Below are 17,404 nucleotides of genomic sequence, written 5' to 3'. Positions count from 1 at the left end.
ATTTTGTGGTAAGTAATAGATTATTAAAAGATATGGCTTTCATAGTAGAATTAGATAAAATGAAATCCATTTTAAGACAGACTAGTATAATAGGTGAAGATAGAAGAGAAGACGATGCCCAACATTCTTGGCATATATCTGTAATGGCAATGGTTTTAGCTGAATATTCCAATGAAAAAGTAGATGTATGTAAAGTAATTAAGATGCTTTTAACTCATGATTTAATTGAAATATATGCTGGAGATACATTCTGTTATGATAAAGCAGGGAATGCTGATAAAAAGGAAAGAGAGCTAATAGCTGCTGAAAAGATATTTGGAATGTTAGATGAAGATAAGGGAAGAGAATTGAGAGCTTTATGGGATGAATTTGAGGAGATGGAGACTCCAGAATCATTATTTGCAGCTGCTATGGATAGACTTCAGCCTATGCTAAGTAATTACAATAATAATGGAGGCACCTGGAGAAAATTTGATGTAGCTAAAACAGATATTTACAAAAGAATTGATCCAGTAAGAAAATCATCTAATGAGTTATGGAATTACGTAGAGAATATGATTGAAGATGCAGCGGGGAGAGGACTGATTTCGAAGTAATATAAGTGTGATTACTATATAATAGAAATGAAAATATAGGGGAGATTACTATCTGCCCTATATTTTTTGAATATTTATTGAAAATTGATTAAATGGGTATATACTACAAAAGTTCTAATCAATTATTTTTTAGGAGAGATATTATGGGCACAAATAAGAACATGGATTTTTCTGAATATAATAATATGTGCAATGAAACTTCAAATTTGGGTGAATTAAATCTGGAAAACAAAAAAATTCTGGAGGCAATTATCAATGCTACCAATATAGGTATATGGATTTGGAATATAGAAACAGGAAATGTAGTAATAAACAAAAGATATGCTAGTGTAATTGGCTATAGATTGGATGAGTTAACTCCTTTTTCCTTGGATGCATGGAAAGAATTTGTACATGAAGGAGATAGGAAAAAGGTTAAGAAGTATCTACAAGAACAGATTGAAGGTAAATCACAATACTACGATTGTGATTTACGAGTAAGAAATAAAGATGAAAGTTGGATTTGGGTACATAATAGAGGTAAAACTATAAAGTGGGATGAAAATGGAAAACCTATCATGATGTTTGGATTAATTTTTGATATTACAGAGCGTAAGAATAATGAAATGGAAAAGTTAAAACTGACAACAGCTATTGAACAGGCATCAGTAACAGTTATTATGACAGATAAGGATGGCAATATCCAATATGGTAATCCTGCTTTTGAGAAGATCTCAGGTTATTCACTGGAGGAAGCAATAGGAAAGAATCCAAGAATCCTAAAAAGCGGATTAACACCTGACCCTGTGTTTGCAGATTTGTGGAAGAACATTACTGGAGGAAAGGCTTGGGAAGGAGAATTGATTAACAAACGTAAGGGTGGAACCTTATACTATGAAGAAGCTAGAATTACACCTATAATAGATAGCGAAGGAAATATAGTCAATTTTTTAGCTATAAAACAAGATATTTCCCAGCGAAAGTATTTAGAAGAAAAATTAAAGCAAACTTCACGGAGGGATTCTTTAACCAATATTTATAATAGAAGGTATGTATTTGATAAATTAAGTGAAATAGTGAAATTAAATAAAATAGACAGACAAATGTTTTCTTTAGCAATCATCGATATAGATTTTTTCAAGAATGTTAATGATACTTACGGGCATCAAGCTGGGGATTATATATTGAAAGAATTTGCAGAAATACTTACTCAAAGTATTCGAACTGATGACATATTAGGAAGATATGGGGGAGAAGAATTTGTATTATTATTGAAAGATACAAACAAGCAATCTTCAGCACAAATAATTGGCAGGATTCTACAAAGAATAAGGGAAACTAGTTTTAACTTTGAAAACAATGAAATTAAGATTACTTTTAGCTGTGGGATTTCCGAGCCTGCTGAAATTGAAAGAGATATCTTAACAGTTGAAAGATTAGTAAATCAAGCTGATACAAGATTATATAAGGCAAAGGATACTGGAAGAAATAGAATAGTAATAGATTAATAACTATGGAAAATTTTGTATAAATGTATATAATTAAAATAGAATGGAATTATATACATATGAAAGGTTGAGATAAAATGAAAAAAAGGTTTCTACTTATAGCATTTGTTGTTTTAATCATTATGGTTAGTCTAGTAGGATGTAGTCCAAAGGAATCAGTAAATGAAGGTATGGATGCTAGTTTAAAGGAGAAGGATGCCAAGATATCGGAGCTAGAAGGTAAGATTCAGGAACTTGAATCTGAATTAGATAAGTTTTCTAATCAACCATCAGCAGATAATTTACTATCGAGAGTTATAGATGTGATGGATTCTATTAAGGCCAAAGATACTGAAAGACTATCATCTTATGTTCATCCCACAAGGGGACTTAGATTTAGCCCTTATGATTATATAGATGCTGAAAGGATGAAAATATTTACAATAGAAGAGGTAAGGGGTCTAGATAAAAGCAATCAAGTATATACTTGGGGAAGTTACGATGGTACTGGTGATCCTATTGAATTAAATTTTGATGATTATTATAAGAGATTTATATATGATCAGGATTTTGCTAATCCACAAATTATAGGTAATAATGTGGCTATAGGGCAGGGAAATACTATAGATAATACAAAAGAAGTTTACCCAAATAGTCAGTTTATAGAATTTCATTTCAAGGAAATTGATCCCCAATATGAAGGAATGGATTGGAGGAGCCTAAAGCTAGTATTTGAAGAAGAAAATGGCATCCTATATTTAGTAGCCATAGTTCATGGGGAATGGACAATATAACATAAAGCAGAGGGGTCAGTTCAACTGACTCCTCTGCTTTATGTTATAGAATTCTTGTCTTAATGGCATTATATGGTTATAATAATGTTAATTAGAATTTATAACAATATCAGTGATACTAAATAACAGGTTAGGATGTGATCTAGTGAATTATAGATTAAAGAGAATAATTCAAACTGCAATTGATACAGTATTGGTCTTTGCAATTTTTGGAGGAGCTGCATTAGGAATAGAGATAGACTATAGATTTTTCATAATGACTATAGTTGCTATTCCACTTTTAATAATATCATTGAAATTTAAGAAGATAAGACTAATGAAGGCTAATAAAGAAAAAATTAAAGAGCAGTGGGGAAAAGAACATATTGAGAAGAGAGACTTTGTACATATTGAAAAGCTTTATAAATACTTATCAGAAGAAGAGAAAACTAATTTCAGTATAGACAATATCACTTGGAGAGATTTGAATATGGACTCAGTATTTAGCAAAATTGACCATACAATGTCCCTACCAGGTATGCAATATTTATATGATATGCTTAGGAAACTAATGCTTAATGGTGATATACTTAAAAAGAGAAATGAAAGAATTAATTCTTTCTTAGAAAAGAAAAACATTTCCCAAGAAATACAATATCTACTTTTATTGCTAGGGAAAAAAGAAGGCAAAGGTATATTCAAGTATTTTAAAAATGGTGTGAATATAAAGATACATCTTTTTCCTATTTATGTTTTCCTTTCATATTTACCATACCTAGTATTGGGATTATTTCTCATTAATCCAGCATTTGCAGTTATATCCCTCCCGGTAGTTATGATGTTGAATATGCTGGCATATCAACTTAACAAGAAAAAGGTATATGAAGAAATGGATACTTTTAGATACTTGGGAGGATTAATTAAGACTGCTGAAGACATAATGAAACTAGACTTAAGCACTATAGATTTAGATCAAGATGAAATAAGAGATTTGCTAAAAAAAGTAAAACCTTTAAGACGAAATCTTGCTAAGATTAATTTCAACGAGAAGTTTGGATCTGAAGCAGAGCTTATGATAAGTTATTATAATATGATTGTCTTGAAGGAGCCAAAAGCATTTTATAGACTTGTAAGACTGATTAATAAATATAAAATTGAATTCTTTAAGATATATACTTTGATAGGAAAAATAGATGCATATATTTCTGTGGCATCATATAAAGCTGGAGTAGACTATTTTACTGAACCAAATTTTATAGAAGACAATTTGAAATTCTACCTAGAGACAGGGGATATTTATCATCCTCTATTAGAGAATCCAATATCTTATTCCATTGAATTTGATAATAAGGGAGCCTTGGTCACTGGTTCTAATGCTTCAGGGAAATCCACATTTTTAAGAACTATAGGTATCAATTCTATCTTTGCTCAAACATTAAACTTAGTATTGGCTAAGAGCTATAAGTCATCTTATTTTAAATTATTAACCTCAATTGGCACTACAGATAGTATTGTCCATGGAGATAGCTATTTTATGGCTGAAGCAAAATCTCTAAAAAGAATAATAGATATACTTCATCCAGAACAACCTGTTCTATGCATCTTGGATGAAATATTTAGAGGTACTAATACAGCAGAGAGAATTAGTGCAGCAAGGGAATCATTAAATTATATGATTGAAAGAAATTGCTGTGTTTTAGCTGCAACTCATGATTTAGAGCTTACAAATTTAGTTAATGATGGATTTAATAATTATCATTTTAAAGAAACTATTGAAACTAATGATATAAAGTTTGATTATATTCTCAGAGAAGGTCCATGTTCAACTAGAAATGCCATAGCAATATTAAAATATCTTGGCTATCCTGTTGAGATATATGAAAATGCAACAAGGAGAGCAGAGGAATATTTAGAGGAAGCTAATTGATTAAGCTGGATTTTACAAACACAATTATTTTTGCTTAAGAAGTATATACAAAGAACCATCACTTTGAATTTCAGCATAAAAAACATCATCAATACTATTTATCCGCTGATATTTAAGCTCATTTTCCAACCACTGTATATCTAAATTATAGCTAATTAGGTTTTTATGAATTATTCTACTATCTATAATTATCTCAGCAGGTAAGTATTTAGGTTTAGTAGTGGGGATTTTCATATCTTTTCTAGTAACATTTATTTCCTCTTGGACTTTCAAGATACTTAGTTTTCCATTGGGCTCTAATATGGCATAGTCAACATCCTTAATGGAAAATATACCTTGCTCTCTAAGCATCATAGATAATTCTTCTAAATTAATTCTTGAAGATTTCAATTCCTTTTCTTCCATTTTACCATTTTTGACTAGTATAGCAGGTTGGCCATCGATTATCCTTCTTAGTTTTGAGGATTTGAGAGTAATATAGGCTAGTAAGGCAGTTAATAAGCACCACCATATTAGTCCTACTATTTCATCCCATATAGTCTTATCATCAAAACTAATTATATTTGCAGCAAGAGAGCCAATGGTTATACCTGTTACATAATTAAAGAAAGTCATCTGACTCATTTGCTTTTTTCCCAGTAAGCGAGCCAAGAGTAACAATAATAAAAAAGCAATGGTTGGTTTTAAAATTATCATAAAAACACCTCCAATTGTAATAGTATAAACAAAATACTAGTATTTATTAGAACATGTTTTGAAGATAAAAGTTAGGATTAAAAATCAAATAATTTAATAGGAAAGTGTGGGATTTACTGAAATGATAATAATCAAGGAAGATGAATTTATTACATCTGAATGGTCAGGTGGAAAAACTACTGAGATGTTTATTTATCCAAAGGATTCTAACTATAAGTCAATGGACTTTAAGTGTAGGATAAGTTCTGCTACTGTAGAATTAGAGGAATCAGAATTCACTAAATTAAAAGAAGTAAATAGATTTATTACTCCTTTAAATAAGGAACTAAGATTAACTCATGATTTACAAAAGTATATAGAACTAAAACCCTATGAAATATATGAATTTGATGGTGAAATGAGTACATATAGTATTGGGAAAGTCATAGATTTTAATTTGATGTTAGCAAATGGAGCCAAAGGATATTTGATAAATGAAAGGGTAAAAGAAGAATCTATCATAAAAATCCTACCTACTAATGTGAATTATCAAGAAGAGTTCGAAATTTTTTATTCTCATGAAATGAGCATTTCTTTCATAGCTGATGATAAGGAAATAATATTGAATCCCAATGAACTTTTAGTTATAAGTATTAGCAATAAGGATATAGAATTAGACATTAAAATAAAATCAAAAACACCTTGTAACTTATTAAGGACTAGGATAATGATACCTTAAGAAGGGGGGATAGGGAATGAATAAATCAAAGTGGATACTCTTGCTTATTATTGTGTCAATGCTAATGACAAGTTGCAAAGCAATGAAAGGTGATGTTGAATCTCAATCATCTATAGATCTTCCTATAGAAGGAAAAGGCAATAAAGAGGCTAGCTACATTAACACAGAAGGCCAAACTATTGAAGAAAGGTACTTAACATTGGAAGGCTATAGTAGAGTAGAGGTAGACAAGGACAGCTTTGGTGAATTCTTAAGAAATCAGAAACTTAAACCCTATGGCGAAAAAGTTTTATACTATGATGGTAGGGAGAAAACTAAAAAAGGCGTTTATGATAGTGTAATTGATGTTGATATTGGTGACAGAGATTTGCATCAATGTGCTGATGCTGTTATGCTTTTAAGGGCAGAATATCTTTACTCAATAGGTAAATATGAAGATATTAGCTTTGATTTTGTATCAGGCTTTACAGCAGAGTATGAGAAGTGGATGGCAGGATATAGAATAAAAGTTGAAGGTAATAATGTTAGTTATTATAAAGCTACGGAACCATCGAATACATATGAGGATTTTAGAAAATACATGATTATGGTAATGTCTTATGCCAGTACATTGTCCTTAGAGAAAGAATTAGAATCAGTTGATATAGAAGATATGGAAATCGGAGATGTATTTATAATAGGAGGAAGTCCAGGACATGCAGTTATTGTTGTAGATATGGCTGTAGATGATGATAATGAAAAAGTGTTTATTCTAGCTCAATCCTATATGCCAGCTCAACAAACTCAAATACTTATTAATCCTATGGATGATACTATAAGTCCGTGGTATTCATTGAAAGGCAAGGAAAAGTTAGTGACCCCTGAATGGACATTTGAATTAGATGAATTGAAGAGATTTGTAGACTAAGCAATAATAATGATAAGTATTGCAAAAAACAAATTGAAAAGAGCGTGAGAGGAAGATAATATGAGCTTTTATGATAATTCAAAAGAAGAGAGAAAAAGAATTTCGGAACATATTGAAAGCTTAATATTTGATGATTATCAAAATGGTAGTTATGAGAATATAGTTATGTTTTCAGCAGATAAAGATACATACATTAGAAAGATAGTTTATTTAGCCACTGGAAAGCTATATAAAAACAATGAAGCTTTAAGGGAAGAAATATTAAATACATTAGATATACTTTTTAAAGATGAAAATGAATATATCAGACAAACTGTTGCTTATTCATTAGGTGAAATAGGTAAAATTGATGCCTACAAAGTTTCCCAACTGCTTGAAAAATCATTAGATGATGTACATCATTCAGTAAGAAATGCTGTGATTGGAGCGTTAAAGCAAATGGGTAATAAAAACCCTAAACCTACATTAGAATTTGCAGCAAAGTTTTATAATCATGAAGACCCTGAAGTACGCAGACAGGTAATACATGGAATTGAGCTTAGAGGAAGAACTCACCCAGAAGAAGTTTTACCTATACTTTTTGATGCACGGAATGAAACAAATCGAAGAGTTAGAGATATGTTAATACATGTATTAGGGCAAATAAGTTATAAAAGTGGATGCCTTGAAAAGGTAATTGAAGCTATAAAAGATTGGGAAAACAAAGATTTAATTAATGATATAGTAAAAGAGATTTTAGAAGTTCATAAAAGATATGAAAAGTTTAGTGACAAGTCATTTAACGAAGCAAAAGAATATATTGAAAACATAATACACTTATAATATAAGGGAAAAAAGGTGGAAGATTACATTCTCTGAATATAAATAATATTAAGTATACAAGGATTAAAGATAAAAAAAGATTCTTTACCCAAAAGGATAGAGAATCTTTTTTTATCTTTAATCTTAGAATGCTGGTACTACTCCACCATCATAATTATCTTCGATATATTTTTTTACCTTATCAGATTGTAATGCTTTTAGTAGTTTAACAAATTTATCTTCTTTTTCTTCTCCAGTTCTTACAGCTATAAGGTTGGCATAAGGAGAGTCTTTTCCTTCCACTAGCAATCCATCTCTTACTGGATTAAGTCCTGCTTCAAGAGCATAGTTACCGTTGATTACTGCACCATCGATACTATCTAAAACTCTTGGTAATCCAGCAGCTTCGACTGCTGTAAATTTGAAGTTTTTCGGATTTTTGACTATATCTTTTTCAGTAGCTTCAATCCCAGCATCATCTTTCAATTTAATTAATCCATTTGCTTCTAATAGAAGTAAGGCTCTGCCTCCATTAACAGTATCATTTGGGATGGCTATTTCAGCCCCATCTTTTAAATCATCAAGAGACTTAGAAATATTTGAGTATAATGCCATTGGCTCTACATGAACCTTTCCTAAGGATACTAAATCTAAGTTTTTACTAGCTTTGAATTCATTGAAATATGGTTCATGTTGGAAGAAGTTAGCATCCAATTCTCCATCACTTAAAGCTATATTTGGTTTTACATAGTCTGTGAATTCAATTACTTTAACTTCTATACCTTCTTTTTTCAAATCCTCTATTACTAAATTAACAAGCTTTGCGTGAGGCTCTGGTGATACACCAATTGTTATTTCATTAGACCCTGATTTTTTTTGAGTGCATCCTGTTAATAGTACTAGAGATAATACGAATATTGATAATACAGATAATACTTTTTTCAATTTAATTCCCCCAATTTATTTTTTTGTTATTTTTTATTTATTTTTAAAGAAATATAATTACCTAAAAATTGTACTCCTTGAACTAAAATCACTATAAGCAAAACAGCTACTATCATTACATCTGTTTGAAAGCCATAGTATCCATAGCGAATAGCTAGATCCCCTAGACCACCTCCTCCAATTGCACCAGCCATTGCTGAGTATCCAATAATATTAATTATGGTTAAGGTTATCCCTAAGATTATGGATGGAAGTGATTCCGGGATAAGAACTTTTTTAATTATTTGAGATACTGTAGCTCCCATAGCAAGGCTAGATTCGATTACACCCTTATTGACTTCTCTCAAACTTCCTTCAATTATCCTAGCAACAAAAGGAGCTGCTGCTATGGATAAAGGAACTATTGTGGCGGTTGTACCGATGGTTTTCCCTATTAACAATCTAGATAGTGGAAATAATAAGATCATCAATATTATAAAAGGAAAGGATCTTAGTACATTTATAATACTACCTAATATTTTGTTGAATAAAGGTCTTTCACAGATATTATCCTTATCTGTGATAACCAATAGAATACCTAAAGGAAATCCTATTAACAAAGAAAATATTGTTGAGAAAAATACCATATACAAAGTCTCAAGTAAAGAAGGTATAACTAATTCAGCCATTACATCACCTCCACATGGACATTTTCATTTTTTAAAAATGAAAGAGCCTTATTTATTTCTTCATCTTCACCAATTAATTCAAGTATTAGATGTCCTACACTAGATTCTTGTAGTTTGTTGATATTACCTGATAATATATTTACATCTATATCAAAATTTCTAATAACTTTAGAAACTATTGGTTTTTTAGCACTATCTCCAAGGAAACTAAGTCTAATAATCTTTCCAGCAAAATCCTCTATGTTTATGATTTCTTCTTGGATATTGTTTTGCATTGAATTTATAAAGGATTGTGCAGTTTTAGTTTTAGGTTCACTAAAAAGATTTTCTACAGTGTTTTCTTCTATTACATTTCCATCTTCCATAATGGCTACCCTATCGCATATTTCTTTTACTACTTCCATTTGATGGGTAATCATTATTATAGTAATATTTAATTCCTTTCTAATCCTATTTAGTAAAGCAAGAATAGATTTTGTAGTTTTAGGATCTAAGGCAGAAGTTCCTTCATCACTGAGGAGGACTTTTGGATTGTTGGCTATGGCCCTAGCTATGGCTACTCTTTGCTTTTGCCCACCACTCAGTTGACTAGGATAATTATGTTTCTTATCTTTTAGATCCACATATTCTAAAAGCTCATCAACTCTTTTGAAAATTTCTTTATTATCCATATTTTCCAACTGTAAGGGAAAGGCAATATTTTCATATACGGTTTTTTGTGATAATAAGTTAAAATGTTGGAATATCATTCCAATATCTTTTCTTTCTTTCCTCAAATCTTCTTTGCTAAGCTTAGTTATATCTACACCATCAATGATAATCTTTCCTTCTGTAGGTTCTTCTAGTCTATTTATACATCTGATTAAAGTGGATTTGCCTGCACCACTTAAACCAATAATTCCAAATATTTCTCCCTTATTTACTTTCAAGTCAATATTTCTTACAGCGACTAATTTTTCTTTACCATTTATGAAAGATTTTGATAGATTTTCGATTACAATCATAATTTTAATTCCTCCTTAAAATAAAAACAAACCTCTTTAGAAAAAAGAGGTTTAAAATTTCCTCTCTCATCTCTCGGTATAAATACCGCTGGATTTAGCACCTTATAATAATATAGGTTGCTGGGTTTCATCGGGCCATTCCCTCCACCACTCTTGATAAGAGTTATATTCAGTTTGTGTTTAAAGAGTATCTTAATACGAATTTTATAATTTGTCAACCTTTTTATTGATAAATTATTTATGTTTTATTCATACCAATCTAAATCATCATCATTATTATCAGCATTAATTAAAGGCATAATTGGATTTAAAAATATATTATTAGATAAACCTACAAAAGCGTCAGGCTTTCGAACATCAAGATTTTCATGTTGTGGAAAATCTGTATTTCCTAGATCTTCAGTTCTATAATATATATTGAATTCAGGTTCATTTACAGTGCCAAAAATTTTCCCCATTTTTCCACCTCCTAATGTTAGTTTTTCCAATTTGCTAATTAATATTTAAACATTTTTTGGAAGGATAATATAGATTTTTCGACACATAATATTAAGGATAAAAATAATATTTTGAAAGGAGCTTATTAATGGCACTTAAAAACACTGTTAATTTAAATACTATAACTCAACAAGAACTTAATTCAGTAAAGGAAATAGCAGGAGAACATTTGACTATGAGTTGCAAATTTGCAGACTATGCAAACCAAGTTCAAGATCCCCAATTAAAACAAATGTTGCAACAATCAAGTACAGATGCGAAAACGACTGCTACAAATCTAATAAATTCACTATAGGAGGTTAAACAGATGCAAGAAAGAGATATAGTAAACGATATTTTAGGTGGAGCTAAAGCTAGTATAAATTGTTATACAACAGCAATTATGGAGTGCTCAAATCAACAACTAAGATCAACTCTACAAACATTAAGAAATGAAGCAGAACAAATGCAATATCAATTATATCAAATAGCAGAGCAAAAGGGTTATTATGTACCTGCTCCTCCAGCTAATAAAAATGATGTAAATCAAATAAAAACTACTTTAAGCAGTGCTATAAATAGCCCACAACAAATGAAGTAGTATCATATGAAACCCTAGCTAGAATTTAGTTAGGGTTTTATAAAATAATTATTAGACTTTTTATTTCCTTTATGGTATTATTATATAAATATATACCTTTAATCTAATCCTGTGAGGTTAGGAAGGAGAGCGTAAATAATGTGCTTTGTATAACTATGCCTTCCTTTATGGAAGGCTTTTTTTATACACAAATCCTTTGAGGGAATATATAACTAAAGGAGGGAAAGTATGTTGAAAGGAAGACATTTAATTGATTCGCAAGACTTTACCGTAGAGGAGCTAGACCAGATTTTTGAATTAGCAGAGAATATTATGGAAAAACCAGAAGATTTTATTCACCTATGCGATGGTAAACTTTTGGGTACTTTATTCTTTGAACCTAGTACTAGAACTAGATTAAGCTTTGAGTCTGCTATGCTAAGACTAGGTGGTAAAATAGTTGGTTTCTCTGAGCCAAGTTCCAGTTCAGTCACAAAGGGAGAGAATTTAGCAGATACTATTAGAACAGTTGCAGCATATACAGATATAATTACAATGCGTCATCCAAAAGAAGGTGCACCAAAATACAGTTCACTTTATTGTGATGTTCCCCTAATAAATGCAGGAGATGGTGGACATCAACATCCAACTCAAACATTAACAGACCTTTTAACTATTAAAGTTGCAAAAGGGGAAATAGCCAATTTAACCATAGGACTATGCGGAGACCTAAAATTTGGCCGTACGGTTCATTCCTTAGTAAAAGCAATGTCAAGATATGCAAACATCAAATTTATACTTATATCCCCACAAGAATTACAAATACCTGAATACATTAAATCTGAGATTTTAGATAAGAAGTCTATAGAATATGTTGAAGTAGAAAGACTAGAAGAAGTCATGGACCAGTTAGATATATTATATATGACCAGAGTACAAAAAGAGCGCTTCTTCAATGAGGCAGATTATATCAGATTAAAGGATAGCTATATACTAAATAATGACAAGCTAAAATCTGCAAAAGAAGAATTAATAATACTTCATCCCCTACCAAGGGTCAACGAAATTAGTATGGAAGTTGACAATGACCCAAGAGCCTGGTATTTCAAGCAAGCGAAATATGGTATGTTCGTAAGAATGGCATTGATTTGTAAATTGTTGGGGGTGAAATAATGTTAAATATAAATAGTATAACAAAGGGAATAGTAATTGACCATATAAAACCCGGTTATGGTATAAAAATATTTGAGTATTTGAAGCTTAATAAGGCTGATTTTACAGTAGCTTTAATAATGAACGCTGTTAGTGAGAAACTTGGTAGAAAGGATATCATAAAGATTGAAAATGAGATTGATATTGATTTGACCATGCTAGGATTTATGGATGCTAACATTACAATAAATGTAATAGAAAATGAAGTAATAACTGAAAAGATAAATTTATCTCTACCTGATAGAGTGGAAGGTATTATAGAATGTAAAAACCCAAGATGCGTTACATCAAGTGAAAGAGGAATTGTTCATAGATTTAAGTTAATTGATGAGAACAAAGGAAGATATAAATGCGAATACTGTAATCAGATATATTCCTGGGAGGGATAAAATGGATATTCTCATAAAGAGTGCAAGAATAGTAGATGAATCTAAGGATTTCATTGGTGATGTATATGTAAAGGATGGATTAATAGAAGATTTTGGAGAAAATCTAGAAGTTAATTGTAAAACTATAAATGGAGAAGGCTTAGTTCTTATGCCTTCCTTCATCGATCTACATGTACATTTTAGAGAACCAGGTTACACTCATAAAGAAGATTTATATACTGGTGGATTAGCAGCATTGAAGGGAGGATATACCTTAGTTAATTTAATGGGGAATACGAATCCTATTTGTAGTTCAATGGAGACCGTGGATTATGTGTTGAATAGGGCAAGAGATCTTGATTTAGTTGATGTTCATCAGACCGTATCTATTACTAAGGATTTTGATGGTCAGACCTTAGAACATTTAGATAGCTTAGATAATAAAGTAAAGTTTATATCTGATGATGGAAAAGGTGTAAAATCCAATATAACAATGTACAATGCTATGGTTATAGCTAAGGAAAAAGGATTAATCATCATGACCCATGCTGAGGATGATGATTTGACTCCAATTGATTATAGGATATCTGAAAATATTATTACCATAAGGGATATTTATTTATCTAAAGTAACTGGAGCAAGACTTCATTTGTCTCATGTTAGTACAATAGAGGCTATTGAAGAGATAAGGAGAGCAAAGTTAGAGGGAGTTAATCTTACCTGTGAGGTGACTCCCCATCATATTGCCCTTTGGGATAATGATTACAAGGTAAATCCACCAATTAGGACAAAGACTGATGTAGAGGGGATTATTAAGGGTATAATAGATGGTACAGTAGATACTATAGCTACAGATCATGCACCACATAGCATAGAAGATAAGGAAAATGGTGCTCCAGGTTTATCTGGTATAGAAACAGCATTTCCAGTTTCTTATACAAGATTAGTTAGGGGTGGCAGGATAGACTTGAGCAAACTCTCCAAAATCATGTCGGCTAATGCAGGGAAGATAATGGGAGTAAAAAAAGGTAAGATAGAAAAAGGCTATTATGGAGATATAGTTCTTGTAGATTTGAATAAGGAAATAACCATAGATGGAAACAAGTTTCTATCCAAAGGAAAAAATACTCCATTTAATGGGATGAAATTCTATGGAGAAGTAGTTATGACTTTGAAGGATGGAGAAATCAAGTACATCAATAAAAAATTCATAGGGGGTAAGTAAATGATAATAGATAGACTGTACAAGGAAGTCCAAAATAAGGGCAATATCTGTGTGGGGCTAGACTCTCATCTGGATTATATCCCAAATGAAATGAAAGAAAGGTATCAAGATATAGATGAGATAATCTTTCAATTCAATAAGAGAATAATAGATTGCACAGAGGATATTACTACAATTTACAAACCACAGATTGCTTTTTATGAAGCCTATGGAATAAAAGGACTTCTAGCCTATAAAAGGACATTAGAATATTTGAAGAGCATAAAGGCACTATCCATTGGGGATATAAAGCGAGGGGATATTGCATCTACAGCAGATATGTATGGGAAAGCACATTTTGAAGGGGATTTTGAAACTGATTTTATTACTCTTAATCCTTATATGGGATTCGACAGTATTACTCCATATTTCAAATACCTTGACGAAGGTAATAAAGGTATATTTGTACTTCTTAGAACTTCTAATCCGGGAGCAAGGGACATTGAGTATCTAGATGTCAATGGAAAAAGCCTATATTATCATGTAGGAGATAAGATGGAAGAATTGGGAAGAAAGTACATTGGTGAATCTGGATATAGTCTTATTGGTGGAGTAGTAGGAGGCACTCATGTAGATGAGGCAAAATCAATTAGAGACAGATATAAAAATATGTTTTTCTTGATACCAGGATATGGAGCACAAGGTGCTAAGGGTGAAGATGTAAAGCTTTATCTAAATGAAGGAAATGGTGGAGTTGTAAATTCCTCAAGGGGTATAATCACTGCTTACAAAAAACATGAAGATGGAGTAGAAAACTTTGAAAGATATACAAGAGAGGCAGTGCTTAATATGAGGGAGGACATAGGATATGGCAGAGACATATAAGGATGGTATTATTTACTCAAATACTGAAATCAGCCCAAATATATATGAAATAATCCTAGAAGGAGATTTTGAAGGAAAGCCAGGACAATTCTATATGGTAAGAGGATGGAATGGATTAGATCCATTTTTGCCTAGACCAATAAGTATCGCTGACCTAGAGAATGGAAGAATTAAATTATTGTATGAGGTCAGGGGCAAGGGAACTCATATAATATCTAAGCTTAAAAAGGGAGATAAATTAAGTATACTAGGGCCATTAGGAAATGGCTTTAACATAAAAGAAGAAGGGAAAATTGCCCTAATTACTGGAGGAGTAGGTATTGCTCCTATGTTATATTTAGCAAAAAATCTTTTTGCAGAAATTGATATTTTCAGTGGATTTAGGAGTAATGCATATTTCTTAGATCAAATAAGACCTTATGTAAAGAATACTTTTATTGCTACAGAGGATGGTTCTACAGGACATAAAGGTTTTGTAACTGAATTATTTGATCCTAGTAAATATGATGTAGTCTATACCTGTGGACCAACTCCCATGATGGAAGTTGTGATGAAGATGTGTAAGGGAAAAGTACCTGTATATGTTTCTATGGAAAATCGTATGGCTTGTGGAATAGGTGCATGCCTTGGGTGTACTGTAGAGACCACAAGAGGTATGGAAAGAGTATGCAAAGAAGGACCAGTATTCAAAGGTGAGGAGGTAGTATTACATGACTAAGGTAAATATCTGTGGTATAGAATTTAAAAATCCTGTCATAGCTGCTTCGGGAACCTTTGGATTTGGAAGGGAATTTGAAGAATACTATGCCATAGAAAAACTAGGTGGTATTTCTACTAAGGGTCTTACCTTGAATAAAAGAGATGGAAATAAAGGAATTAGAATATATGAGACAGCATCAGGTTTGATGAATAGTATAGGTTTGCAAAACCCTGGGGTAAGTGGATTTATAAAAGATGAACTTCCATTTATGGAATCAAAAGACACTGTAATATTGGCTAATCTAGGAGGAAGCACTCTAGATGATTATTTGCAGGGAATAGAACTATTAAATGAAACATCAGTCCATATGATTGAACTAAATATTTCCTGCCCTAATGTGAAAGAAGGTGGCATGGCCTTTGGTATAAAATGCGATACTGCATCACAAGTGGTAAAGGAAGCTAAAAAGATATCAAAGAAACCAATGATAGTAAAGCTATCCCCCAATGCAGAGAATATTAAGGATATGGCCTATGCATGTGTAGAAGCAGGTGCTGATGGACTTTCTCTTATAAATACTTTTAATGCCTTAGCAATTGATATTTACAAAAGAAAACCTATATTTAATAATATTACAGCAGGATTATCAGGTCCATGTATTAAACCAATAGCCCTCAGAATGGTATATGAAGTAAACCAAGTGGTGAATGTACCAATAATTGGATTAGGTGGAATTATGACTGCAGAAGATGCCATAGAGTTCATTATGGCAGGAGCAACGGCCATCCAAGTAGGTAGTGCAAACTTCGTGAACCCAACTATTTCTATAGATATCATTGAAGGAATAGAGAAGTTTATGGAAAAAGAAGGAGTTAAGTCACTGGAGGAAATTAGGGGAATAATAGGGAGGTTTTAAAATGATAATTGAATTATTGAAGGAATCTAATGCATTGCTGGAAGGACATTTCTTATTATCATCAGGAAAACATAGTGATAGATATGTACAATGTGCAAAGCTATTACAATATCCAGACAAGGCTGCAAAAGCCTTATCTATTGTAGTAGAAAAGCTTAAGGATGTTGATATTGACATTGTTGTAGGACCAGCAATGGGTGGAATTATTGTAGCATATGAACTAGGTCGTCAGCTAGGAAAGCCTGCTATCTTCACTGAAAGAGAAGAAGGGGAAATGAAAATAAAAAGAGGTTTCCATATAGAAAAAGGGCAAAAGGTACTTATTGCTGAAGATGTGGTAACCACAGGCAAATCTGCATATGAAGCTATTAGAGTAGTAGAAGAATATGGTGGAATAGTAGTAGGTATAGCATGTCTAGCAAATAGATCCAATGGAGATATTAAATATCCTATATATGGTGGGACTAAGTTAGAAATAAAAACCTATGATGTAGAAGATTGCCAACTATGCAAAGAAGGATTACCTATAGTAAAGCCTGGAAGTAGGAAGATTAAGTAATG

General features: G+C 31.7%; 21 protein-coding genes and 1 riboswitch. Of the genes, 16 read left to right on the top strand and 5 right to left on the bottom strand.

Annotated elements, in window-relative coordinates:
• The first annotated feature begins 5 nt into the window (after positions 1 to 5).
• The 4 genes from RIN63_RS08495 (at position 6) to RIN63_RS08480 (ending at position 4,762) form a co-directional block, all read left to right on the top strand.
• Positions 6 to 596, top strand: coding sequence for an HD domain-containing protein (locus RIN63_RS08495; protein ID WP_310444292.1), 591 nt, complete (start codon positions 6 to 8; stop codon positions 594 to 596).
• Between the two features lie 143 nt (positions 597 to 739).
• Positions 740 to 2,083: a diguanylate cyclase gene (locus RIN63_RS08490; protein ID WP_310444291.1), complete on the top strand. Its 1,344-nt coding sequence runs from the start codon at positions 740 to 742 to the stop codon at positions 2,081 to 2,083.
• Positions 2,084 to 2,160: 77 nt separating this feature from the next.
• Entirely contained in the window at positions 2,161 to 2,856 is a 696-nt protein-coding gene (locus tag RIN63_RS08485) for a hypothetical protein (RefSeq protein ID WP_310444290.1), read from the top strand.
• 145 nt (positions 2,857 to 3,001) lie between these two features.
• Positions 3,002 to 4,762 (top strand): MutS-related protein, encoded by a 1,761-nt coding sequence (locus tag RIN63_RS08480; RefSeq protein ID WP_310444289.1) that lies wholly within the window; start codon positions 3,002 to 3,004, stop codon positions 4,760 to 4,762.
• A 24-nt stretch (positions 4,763 to 4,786) separates the two neighbouring features.
• Here the strand turns inward: RIN63_RS08480 and RIN63_RS08475 are convergent, their stop codons facing one another.
• Complete coding sequence (locus RIN63_RS08475) at positions 4,787 to 5,458, bottom strand: DUF421 domain-containing protein (RefSeq protein ID WP_310444288.1); 672 nt, start codon at positions 5,456 to 5,458, stop codon at positions 4,787 to 4,789.
• A gap of 121 nt (positions 5,459 to 5,579) precedes the next feature.
• Between RIN63_RS08475 and RIN63_RS08470 the strand changes: the two genes are divergently transcribed.
• The 3 genes from RIN63_RS08470 to RIN63_RS08460 are packed head-to-tail and all read left to right on the top strand — an operon-like array spanning position 5,580 to position 7,905.
• Positions 5,580 to 6,176, top strand: a complete 597-nt coding sequence (locus RIN63_RS08470; RefSeq protein ID WP_310444287.1) for a HutD family protein — start codon at positions 5,580 to 5,582, stop codon at positions 6,174 to 6,176.
• A gap of 16 nt (positions 6,177 to 6,192) precedes the next feature.
• Positions 6,193 to 7,083, top strand: coding sequence for a DUF4846 domain-containing protein (locus RIN63_RS08465; RefSeq protein WP_310444286.1), 891 nt, complete (start codon positions 6,193 to 6,195; stop codon positions 7,081 to 7,083).
• 60 nt (positions 7,084 to 7,143) lie between these two features.
• Positions 7,144 to 7,905: a HEAT repeat domain-containing protein gene (locus RIN63_RS08460; RefSeq protein WP_310444284.1), complete on the top strand. Its 762-nt coding sequence runs from the start codon at positions 7,144 to 7,146 to the stop codon at positions 7,903 to 7,905.
• 123 nt (positions 7,906 to 8,028) lie between these two features.
• On the opposite strand, the gene RIN63_RS08455 is transcribed toward RIN63_RS08460, so the two are convergent.
• The 4 genes from RIN63_RS08455 to RIN63_RS08440 form a co-directional block, all read right to left on the bottom strand.
• A complete protein-coding gene (locus RIN63_RS08455; RefSeq protein WP_310444283.1) occupies positions 8,029 to 8,829 on the bottom strand; it encodes a MetQ/NlpA family ABC transporter substrate-binding protein in 801 nt (266 codons plus the stop codon).
• Between the two features lie 26 nt (positions 8,830 to 8,855).
• Positions 8,856 to 9,497: a methionine ABC transporter permease gene (locus RIN63_RS08450; RefSeq protein ID WP_310444282.1), complete on the bottom strand. Its 642-nt coding sequence runs from the start codon at positions 9,495 to 9,497 to the stop codon at positions 8,856 to 8,858.
• Positions 9,497 to 10,501 carry a methionine ABC transporter ATP-binding protein gene (locus RIN63_RS08445; RefSeq protein WP_310444280.1) on the bottom strand — a complete coding sequence of 335 codons (1,005 nt, stop codon included), beginning with the start codon at positions 10,499 to 10,501 and terminating at the stop codon, positions 9,497 to 9,499. The genes RIN63_RS08450 and RIN63_RS08445 overlap by 1 nt, the downstream gene beginning before the upstream one ends.
• A gap of 63 nt (positions 10,502 to 10,564) precedes the next feature.
• Positions 10,565 to 10,664: riboswitch (SAM riboswitch) on the bottom strand.
• Between the two features lie 82 nt (positions 10,665 to 10,746).
• Entirely contained in the window at positions 10,747 to 10,959 is a 213-nt protein-coding gene (locus RIN63_RS08440) for a hypothetical protein (protein ID WP_310444279.1), read from the bottom strand.
• 128 nt (positions 10,960 to 11,087) lie between these two features.
• On the opposite strand from RIN63_RS08440, the gene RIN63_RS08435 reads away from it, so the two are divergent.
• From RIN63_RS08435 to pyrE, 9 genes are all read left to right on the top strand, one after another.
• A complete protein-coding gene (locus tag RIN63_RS08435) occupies positions 11,088 to 11,294 on the top strand; it encodes a hypothetical protein (protein WP_310444278.1) in 207 nt (68 codons plus the stop codon).
• Positions 11,295 to 11,306: 12 nt separating this feature from the next.
• Positions 11,307 to 11,579, top strand: coding sequence for a spore coat protein (locus RIN63_RS08430; protein ID WP_310444277.1), 273 nt, complete (start codon positions 11,307 to 11,309; stop codon positions 11,577 to 11,579).
• A gap of 228 nt (positions 11,580 to 11,807) precedes the next feature.
• Positions 11,808 to 12,731, top strand: coding sequence for an aspartate carbamoyltransferase (gene pyrB, locus RIN63_RS08425; protein ID WP_310444276.1), 924 nt, complete (start codon positions 11,808 to 11,810; stop codon positions 12,729 to 12,731).
• Entirely contained in the window at positions 12,731 to 13,159 is a 429-nt protein-coding gene (locus tag RIN63_RS08420; RefSeq protein WP_310444275.1) for an aspartate carbamoyltransferase regulatory subunit, read from the top strand. Before pyrB ends, RIN63_RS08420 begins: the two co-directional genes overlap by 1 nt.
• A 1-nt stretch (position 13,160) precedes the next feature.
• Positions 13,161 to 14,363 (top strand): dihydroorotase, encoded by a 1,203-nt coding sequence (locus RIN63_RS08415; protein ID WP_310444274.1) that lies wholly within the window; start codon positions 13,161 to 13,163, stop codon positions 14,361 to 14,363.
• A complete protein-coding gene (gene pyrF / locus RIN63_RS08410) occupies positions 14,364 to 15,227 on the top strand; it encodes an orotidine-5'-phosphate decarboxylase (RefSeq protein WP_310444273.1) in 864 nt (287 codons plus the stop codon). It abuts the gene before it with no gap.
• A complete protein-coding gene (locus RIN63_RS08405; RefSeq protein WP_310444272.1) occupies positions 15,211 to 15,945 on the top strand; it encodes a dihydroorotate dehydrogenase electron transfer subunit in 735 nt (244 codons plus the stop codon). Before pyrF ends, RIN63_RS08405 begins: the two co-directional genes overlap by 17 nt.
• Positions 15,938 to 16,843, top strand: coding sequence for a dihydroorotate dehydrogenase (locus tag RIN63_RS08400; RefSeq protein ID WP_310444271.1), 906 nt, complete (start codon positions 15,938 to 15,940; stop codon positions 16,841 to 16,843). The genes RIN63_RS08405 and RIN63_RS08400 overlap by 8 nt, the downstream gene beginning before the upstream one ends.
• Position 16,844: 1 nt before the next feature.
• Positions 16,845 to 17,402 (top strand): orotate phosphoribosyltransferase, encoded by a 558-nt coding sequence (gene pyrE, locus RIN63_RS08395; protein ID WP_310444270.1) that lies wholly within the window; start codon positions 16,845 to 16,847, stop codon positions 17,400 to 17,402.
• Positions 17,403 to 17,404: the final 2 nt, after the last annotated feature.

The sequence above is a fragment of the Tissierella sp. genome (assembly GCF_031460495.1).
Lineage (GTDB): Bacteria > Bacillota > Clostridia > Tissierellales > Tissierellaceae > JAVKTS01.
This window is presented reverse-complemented; position numbering and strand designations above follow the sequence as displayed.